This is a genomic window from Actinopolyspora mortivallis (assembly GCF_003001495.1).
GTDB lineage: Bacteria > Actinomycetota > Actinomycetes > Mycobacteriales > Pseudonocardiaceae > Actinopolyspora > Actinopolyspora mortivallis_A.
Genome location: NZ_PVSR01000042.1, coordinates 22,129 through 30,383 on the forward strand (window position 1 = coordinate 22,129; position 8,255 = coordinate 30,383).

The 8,255-nt window shown below is 70.6% G+C and carries 7 protein-coding genes; 1 reads left to right on the forward strand and 6 read right to left on the reverse strand.

Features of this window, described 5'->3' with window-relative positions; translation table 11 throughout:
- The first annotated feature begins 155 nt into the window (after nt 1-155).
- Nucleotides 156-1,838 carry a TM0106 family RecB-like putative nuclease gene (locus CEP50_RS17300; RefSeq protein WP_106114986.1) on the forward strand — a complete coding sequence of 561 codons (1,683 nt, stop codon included), beginning with the start codon at nt 156-158 and terminating at the stop codon, nt 1,836-1,838.
- 132 nt (nt 1,839-1,970) lie between these two features.
- Here CEP50_RS17300 and CEP50_RS17305 read toward each other — a convergent pair whose 3' ends face one another.
- The 6 genes from CEP50_RS17305 to CEP50_RS20645 all read right to left on the reverse strand — a co-directional run.
- Entirely contained in the window at nt 1,971-3,005 is a 1,035-nt protein-coding gene (locus CEP50_RS17305; protein ID WP_106114987.1) for an NAD(P)-dependent alcohol dehydrogenase, read from the reverse strand.
- Nucleotides 3,006-3,132: 127 nt separating this feature from the next.
- Nucleotides 3,133-3,891 (reverse strand): SDR family NAD(P)-dependent oxidoreductase, encoded by a 759-nt coding sequence (locus CEP50_RS17310; RefSeq protein ID WP_106114988.1) that lies wholly within the window; start codon nt 3,889-3,891, stop codon nt 3,133-3,135.
- A 125-nt stretch (nt 3,892-4,016) separates the two neighbouring features.
- Nucleotides 4,017-4,979 (reverse strand): aldo/keto reductase, encoded by a 963-nt coding sequence (locus CEP50_RS17315; RefSeq protein WP_106114989.1) that lies wholly within the window; start codon nt 4,977-4,979, stop codon nt 4,017-4,019.
- A gap of 67 nt (nt 4,980-5,046) precedes the next feature.
- Nucleotides 5,047-6,003, reverse strand: coding sequence for a prolyl aminopeptidase (gene pip, locus CEP50_RS17320; protein WP_106114990.1), 957 nt, complete (start codon nt 6,001-6,003; stop codon nt 5,047-5,049).
- A gap of 1,231 nt (nt 6,004-7,234) precedes the next feature.
- The gene (locus tag CEP50_RS17325; protein ID WP_106114991.1) at nt 7,235-7,711 is read right to left on the reverse strand and encodes an Imm1 family immunity protein; all 477 of its coding nucleotides are present in this window, start codon (nt 7,709-7,711) and stop codon (nt 7,235-7,237) included.
- The coding region (locus CEP50_RS20645; RefSeq protein WP_308729382.1) for a DddA-like double-stranded DNA deaminase toxin at nt 7,708-8,255 on the reverse strand (548 nt) is incomplete at its 5' end. The genes CEP50_RS17325 and CEP50_RS20645, both read right to left, overlap by 4 nt.

Consider the following 8,255-nt stretch of genomic DNA (forward strand, 5'->3'; position numbering starts at 1 on the left):
GATGGGCGTACTCTCGCGTCCGGGTGCCCCGGGAGTCCGTGCCCGGACACCACGGCGGTCACTCGCCGGTGGGGCTCCCGTGTCGGATCGGACATGTCGTATCTCTCACCGGGGTGATGGAGTTACTCGGCAGGATGAGGACATACCCTGCGTCCGTGGCTTCCGAGGTGCTGTTGGACGGCAGCGTGGTGACGCGCTGTCGCCGCCGCGTGCATCTCGACAACGACCCGGAGATGGTCGACGTCCCCCGCGCCCCGGCGGATCCCGGATCGGAACAGCGCATCGCCGACGCCGCCGAGTACCGCAGGGAGGTGGCCCGCAGGCTCGGTCGGTCCCTCGACGGCTGGACGGAGATCTCCCGGGAGGACTCCGCCGAGGAGCGCGAGGCCGCCACGCTCGCCGCGATGCGCGACGGGCTCGACTACATCTCCGGCGCTCGGCTGCCCAGGGATGTTCACGGGGGGCGCGAGGGCGAGGTGGAGCTGCTGGTGCGCAGCGGCACCGGCTACGTGCCGGTGCTCGTGGTGCGGCACAAGGTCGCCGATCCCGGCAAGGGCGCCCGGACCTCCCCGATCACCGAGCCCACCCCGGAGGCGGCCGGTTACGATCCCCGGCGCAAGGCGCGTTCGCAGGCGCGGGACCTGTTACGGCTGGCCCACGCCGTGCGCCTGTTACAGGCGTGCGGGATGCGGCCCGCCGGGCGCCTGTGGGGCGGCAGCATCGGCTCCGACGCCGAGGTCGTGGTCTGGCACGACCTCGAAAAACCCACCTGGTCGGGTGGGCGCAGCGTGCTCGGGGAGTACGACGAACGGTTCTCCGACCGTCTGGCCGTCGCGCGGGCGGCGGCCGAGGGCAGGGAGGCGCTGGCCCAGCCGAGTCGTGTGCTGGAGTGCAAGGGCTGCCCCTGGTGGCCGGTGTGCGAGCCCCAGCTGCGTTCCTCCCGGGACGTGAGCCTCGTGGTGCGCGGCGAGGACGCGGTGCGGCTGCGACGTCACGGGGTGCACCGGGTGGACGAGCTGGCCGCGCTCACCGTCGCGGACCTCCGGACCCCGCCGCTGTCGCCCAAACGCCTCACCGAGGCGGTGTTGCTGGCCCGGGCCTGGCTGCGTGGACTCTCCCTGGTGCGCCGTGTGCCGGAGGTCGGCATCCCACGGGGGGACGTCGAGGTCGACGTGGACATGGAGAGCTACGCCGACTCGGGGGCCTACCTGTGGGGGACCCTGGTGTCCTATCCCGGCCGCGACGAGCCGGGGATGCGGCGGCAGGACGGGGACCCGGCCGCGCTGCTGGGCACCGAACCCGGTTACCGGGGGTTCGTGACCTGGGACCCCCTGCCCTCCGACGACGAGGCCCGCTCCTTCGCCGAGTTCTGGGGGTGGTTCACCTCCCTGCGCCGGGCCGCCCACGAGCACGGGCTCACCTTCCGGGCCTACTGCTACAACGAGCTGGCCGAGAACAGGTGGATGCTGAGTTCGGCGGAGCGTTTCGCCGGCAAGCCCGGGATTCCCTCCGTGGAGGAGGTGCGCCGTTTCGTCGAGTCCCGGGAGTGGGTGGACGTGTTCGCGGTGGTGCGGGACCAGTTCCTGTGCCCCCACGGGAAGGGGCTGAAGGTGATCGCCCCGAACGCGGGTTTCACGTGGCGGGACGCCGAGGCCGGCGGGGAGAACTCGATGCGCTGGTACCGGGACGCGGTCGGTTTCCGTGGCGGGCGGCCGGATCCGGCGCAGCGGGACCGGCTGTTGGAGTACAACGAGGACGACGTGCGGGCCACCCTGGCCATCCGGCGGTGGATGAGTTCCGAGGCGGTGCTGGAGATCCCCCACACCGGGGATATCTGAGCCGCCCGAGGGCAGCCCGTTCCGGAGCCTTCCGGTACGGACGGCTCCGGAGGGCGGCGCCCGAGACTCACGATCCGGGCTCCGGCGCGTGACTCGGACGCCCCTCGGAGGCGGGTGTCGCGGCGGTGCGCCCTACGGCACGATCACGGCTCGCCCGGGGATCTCCCCGCGGTGGAACCGCTCGTAGATCTCGGGGGTCTCCTCCAGTGGGAAGGAGTCCACGTGCACCCGCACCTCGCCGCTGCGGGCGAGCTCCAGCACCTCCAGCAACTCCCCACGGCTGCCCCAGTAGGGGGCGGAGACCGCCACCTCGAAGGGGAGGGTGCCGAAGCCGACCGGAACCGAACCCCCGCCGATCCCCACGATCGTGAGGTCGCCCTCGGTGGCGACCGAGCGGGCCGCGATGCGGGTGGTGGCCGTGGCGCCCACGAAGTCGAACACCGCCTCGGCCCCGTTCCCCGAGGTGAGCTCGCGGATCTGCTCGGGGGCGTTCTCGTCGGAACGCACGGTCCGGTGCGCGCCCACGCTGCGGGCCAGTTCCATCTTCTGGTCGTTGATGTCCAGCGCCACCACCCGCGCCGGGCTCAGGGCGCGCAGCAACTGGATGCCCACGTGTCCGAGCCCGCCCGCGCCGATCACCACGGCGGTGCTGCCGGGAACCAGTTTCGGCAGGGACTTCTTGATCGCGTGGTAGGGGGTGAGCGCCGCGTCGGTGAGCGGGGCGGCCTCCACCGGGTCCAGGCCGTGCAGCGGCACCAGGTGCCGTTCGTCATCGACCAGCAGGTACTCGGCCATGGCTCCCGGCGCGCCCAGGCCCGGTGGGCGGATGCCCAGCCGGTCGGCCCGGCGGCAGTAGTTCTCCTCGCCGTAGGCGCAGGCGCGGCACAGCCCGCAGCCCCACGGTCCGTACACCGCCACCCGGTCCCCCTCGGAGTACCGGTGGGTTCCGGGGCCGAACGCGCTGATGGTGCCCGCCCCCTCGTGGCCCAGGGTCAGCGGCAGCGGGTAGGGGAACTCCTCGGCCGACCAGCTCATCACCGCTATGTCCGAGTGGCACATCCCGGCGGCGTCCACCTTGAGCAGCACCTGGCCCGGCCCGGGTTCGGGCACGTCCACCTCGACGACCTCGGGGCTGTCGCCCACCCGGCGGTACTGCACGGCCTTCATCGTCCGCGTCATCACACACCCCTCACGTGCTTCCTCGGCAGCATCGTGCACCACCGACGGAGGGGCCGCAGTCTCCGCCCACGGGCGGGGCCGGCCACCCGGCCGGACCCCGGCCCGCGCCGCCCGGTTACTTGGGCGCCATCCGCAGTGCACCGTCCATGCGGATGACCTCCCCGTTCAGGTAGTCGTGCTCGACGATGTCGGACACCAGCCGGGCGTAGTCCTCGGGGGTGCCGAGACGCTTGGGGAACGGAACCCCCTCGGCCAGCCCGGCCCGGATCTCCTCGTCCACCGTGGCCAGCATCGGGGTGTCCACGATCCCCGGGGCGATCGTCATGACCCGGATGCCGAGCGAGGCCAGGTCCCGGGCGGCGGGCAGGGTCAGACTGGCCACCCCGCCCTTGGAGGCCGCGTAGGCGGCCTGGCCGATCTGGCCGTCGTAGGCGGCGATGGAGGCGGTGTTGACCACCACGCCGCGCTGGCCCTGCTCGTCGGCCTCGGTCTCGCCGATGGCCGCCGCGGCCAGCCGCAGCGTGTTGAACGTGCCGACCAGGTTGACCTCGACGACCTTGCGGAACATGTCGAGGTCGTGGGGTCCCTTGCGTCCCGCTATCCGCGCGGAGGGGCCGATGCCCGCGCAGTTCACCACCACGCGCAGCGGCACCTCCGCCGAGCTCGCCCGGTCCACGGCGGCCTGCACCTGCTCGGCGTCGGTGACGTCGGCCGCCACGAGGGTGACCCCCTCCACCTCCTCGGCGGCCCGCACGGCGTCCGGCAGGTCCACGGCGAACACCCGGGCCCCGTCGGAGGCCAGCCTGCGCGCGGTGGCCGCGCCGAGTCCGGAGGCACCTCCGGTGACGATGGCGGCTGTCTGCCTGGCCAGCATGTGTCCTCCTCACGTTCCTCGCGGATCGCGCCGTAGCCTACTGTCCGTTCGGTGAGTAAGGGAATCTCCGTGGTTCGGGAAACCCGGAGCGTGGTTGGCCGCGGACGCGGCGGACGGCGAGGTTCCTAGTGCAGGGCGGGCGGGCTGATCGCGTCGATCTCGTCCAGGTCCTCGCGGGTGGGCCGCCACTGGCCGGCCATGGCGTTGCTCTCCACCTGCTCCGGGGTGGTGGCCCCGCTGATCACGGAACCGACCGTGGGTTGGGCGGCGAGCCAGCCCAGGGCGATGGCGAGCATGGAGATGCCGCGTTGTTCGGCGAAGCCGCGCAGCCGTTCGATGCGTTCCCAGGGCGCGTCGGCGAGCAGGCGCTCCCGCCCGGAGAGCCTGCTGCCCTCCGGAGGTGCCTGCCCCTGGCGGTACTTGCCGGTCAGCAGTCCGTTGGCCAGAGGGAAGTACGGGATGAGTCCCACCCCGAACTTGGCGCAGGCGGGCACGACCTCCCGTTCGGCCTCCCGTTCCAGCAGGGAGTAGTGGATCTGGGCCGACACGGGGGCGGTCAGCCCGGCGTCCGAGGCGGTCCAGGCCGCGTCGACCGTCTGCCAGCCGGCGAGGTTGCAGTGTCCGATGTAGCGGATCTTGCCCTCGTGCACCAGATCGTCCAGCACGGACAGTGTTTCTTCCAGCGGGGTCAGCGGGTCGGGGCGGTGCAGCTGGTACAGGTCGATCCAGTCGGTGTCGAGCCGGCGTAACGAGGACTCCACGGAGCGTCGTACGTAGCGGCGCGAGGCCCGCGCGGAGAAGTCGGGGCCGTTGGCCCCCTGCATGTCCATGCCGAACTTCGTGGCGATGACCGCGTGTTCGCGACGGCCGTTGAGGGCTTTGCCCAGCAACTCCTCGCTGCGTCCCCGTGGGGCTCCGTACACGTCGGCCACGTCGAAGAAGGTGATTCCCGACTCCAGCGCCCGGTCCACCACGGCCTGGACTCCGTCGGGGGACTCGGTCGTGGTCCCCGGTCTGCCCAGGTTGTTGCATCCCAGGCCGATGGCGCTGACCACGAGGCCGGAGTTGCCCAGACGTCGCTGTTCCACGGTGATCGAGCCTAGTCGGACCGACCGCGTTCCGTCACGGGTTCGGGGGCGGTGCCGCCCGGTCGCGCTAGTCCCGTCGGGAGGCCGCTTCGTCGAGCGCGGCGGTCAGCAGCCGCTCCGTCTCCGGGCCCGCCGAGTGCGCCTCGTCCTCCACGACGTGCAGGCGGGAGCGCGGCAGGCGCTCCGCCACCTCGACGGCGGCGCTGAGCGGGGAGGCGATGTCGACTCGTCCGCGCACCAGGAGGGCGGGCAGGTGCGCGATGCGGTGGAGTCGGCCGGTGATGCCGTCGTCGGGCAGGAAGGCGTGGTTGCCGAAGTAGTGCGTCACCAGCCGGGCGAACCCGAGCCGGAACCGGGGGTCCTCGTAGCGGGGGCTGGGCTCGACGGGCCCGCTCAGCGTGGCCACGCGGTCCTCCCAGGCGCACCAGGCGCGGGCGGCCGCGTGGTGGATCTCGGGGTCGGGGTGCACGAGCAGGTCGTGGAAGGCCGCCGGGATGTTGCCGTCGCGTCGTTCGGCGGGCAGGTGGTGCAGCAGTTCGGCGAACTCGTGGGGGTGGACGTGGCCCATGGTGTGGGTCATCCACGCGACCTCGTGGGCGCGGGTGGTCACCACGGACCACAGCACCAGCTCGCTGACCCGTTGCGGGTGTTCCACGGCGTAGGCCAGGCCGAGGGTGCTGCCCCACGAGGCCCCGAAGAGCAGCCAGCGCTCGATGCCCAGGTGTTCGCGCAGCCGTTCCAGGTCGGAGATCAGGTGCGCGGTGGTGTTGTGGTTCAGCGCGGCGACCGTGTCGCCCGCGTGCGGGGTGCTGCGTCCGCAGCCGCGCTGGTCGAACAGCACGACCCGGTAGCGGTCGGGGTCGAAGAACCGCTGCCAGCCGGGCAGGGCCCCGGAGCCGGGGCCGCCGTGCAGCACCACGGCCGGTTCGCTGTCCGGGGCGCCGCGAACCTCCCAGTGGATCCGGTGCCCCTCGCCGACGTCGAGCGTTCCGGTCCGGTGTGGATCCGGGATCGGGTACGGCACGGGAAGCAGACTAGTACGGGCCGGTTTCCGGGCGGAGGGAGACGCCGGGGCTCTCCTCCGGGACTTCGAGTCCGGTGAGTGAGTGGGGGAAGCAGTGCCGCCTCAGCGATCCTCGCCAGCTCCTGGGTATCCCCCGCGTGCGCCGCGAGTGCGTGGCCCGATTTTGCCTAAAACTGGCCCACCACGGCCCATCCCCGCGTGCGCGGGGCTCACTCCCAAATCGAAGTTCCCGGAAGAAAACTGGGCGGTCCATCCCCGCGTGCGCGGGGCTTACACGTCCGGCTTTGAGTTCGTCATCAGCCACAGCGGTCCATCCCCGCGTGCGCGGGGCTCACCCCTTTGCGACCTGCGATCTTAACAGCGCTTTGCTGCTGTGGGAATCACTTTTGTTCCGAGAAGCAACGGTGCCAGCAGCAGGGGCCCTGATTTCCTGTTCAGCGTGCTCCCTACGTGTTTCGGTTGTGCTCCTCGCCAGCTCCGGAGGACTGGCGCCACCGGCTCGTTCGGTGCCGGTCAGCCCACCCCAGATCCCGTTGCGATCCTCGCCAGCCCTGGAGGGCTGGCGCCACTGGTCTCGCTGGATTCGCGGGACGTGCAGACTTCGCAGTTGCGATCCTCGCCAGCCTCGGAGGGCTGGCGCCACGGCAGTTGAGCAGGGGTTTTCAGGACAGCCGTACCCCGGCTGTGACCGGTTCGTGATCGACACGCCGATCAGGTGCTTCGGAATCTCGTGGCGTGTTGCCACACACTTCCCCTTCTCAACCACCACGTCCTCTGACCCAGGCCGGTCCTCGACGGAACCGGTCCATCCCCGCGTGTGCGGGGAATACAAATCAAACGATCCCAGGGCACGGTCAGCAACAGGTCCATCCCCGCGTGTGCGGGGCGTACCCGTCGAAACCGGCACACCAGCAAACCGCCGTGGGTCCATCCCCGCGTGTGCGGGGAACACCGGATGCCGATCCGGATGGGCCCGCTGAAAGTGGGTCCATCCCCGCGTGTGCGGGGAACACACGTATTGCCCTGCGGCTTCGTGGCTACGTTATCGAGTTGTGATGCCTGTTGGGGGTGTGTGCCCGCGCCGGCCCCGGAAGGTCGGCGCTGCCTGCCCGCGTGGGCGGGGACTACTTCGAGGCTTGCGATCTTAGTAGTGCTATCCCGCTGGGGGAATAGCCTTGTGTATCAAGCGACGGTTCACGGTGCTTTTCCGCGCCGTTGGTTTCTCCCGTGTTCAGAGCAGCATCATGGTGGGTTGCCAGCCCACGCGGGTGGGTAGCTGTGCGGTGCTGATGTAGTCGTGCAGAGCGCGGCGCACGGCCTCGAGAGGCAACGCGGCCGTGGTGGGGAAGAACTCGTCGGCGTCGATGTCGAAGGTCAGTTCGGGGCGGTCGTGCGGGCCGGTGGGGTCGTGGGTGACCAGCAGGGAGGGCCGGCCGTGATGTTCACCGACCCACCACAACGCGCCCCAACCTGTGGGGGGATGGCTGGCCACCCGGAGGTAGCTGTCCGGGTAGAGACTGCCGCCTTCGTCGTGCTGGGAGCGTGCGGGGCGATCCCAGGCGCAGACGAGGGTGGTGCGGCGTTGCTCGGTGTCGATGGCGAGTACTCGTTCGATCAGGGTGTGGGTGTCCTCGCTGGTGTCCGCATGGAGGGCGGGATTGCCGTCGGGGATCGCGGTGACGACGATGGGGGTGTCGATGGTGGTCATGCCTGTCCTTCGATACGTCGCGGCTGGGTAGCTCCGGGCTCCCACACGTCCAGCACCGAACCTTTCGGCAGGATGGCCTGGATCGCTCGTTCGCAGCGCCATCGACCGCTGCACATCTCGTTGTTGATGGTCACGGCTCCGTGGGTGACACCTGCTTCACGCATCCGCATCGCAGCCTGTGTTTCGACGTGTTGGGAGACACCGGGAGGTCCGACGTTCAGCCGGTCACCGGAGAACCACTGGTTGGTGACCAGCACCGTGTCGATGCGACTGATCAGGTCCCGACGGCGCTGCTCAGCCTCCTCGACAGTCTCGGTGGTCCACTGGCGTTCCCAGCGTTCACGTCCAGCATTCCAGATCGGCCGTCCTCTGCCGCCGCTTCGGATTTCGATGTCACCGAATCCGGGGATGCCGCGGAGGATGCCGACTGTTTTTCCGCGGCCGTCGGGGCGTTCGGGCAGTTTCTCGCGGGCCTGACGCACCCACTGGTTGATTTCCTCGGGGTTGTCGCTGATCGGAGGCTGGTAGGTGGACGGGTGGGGAA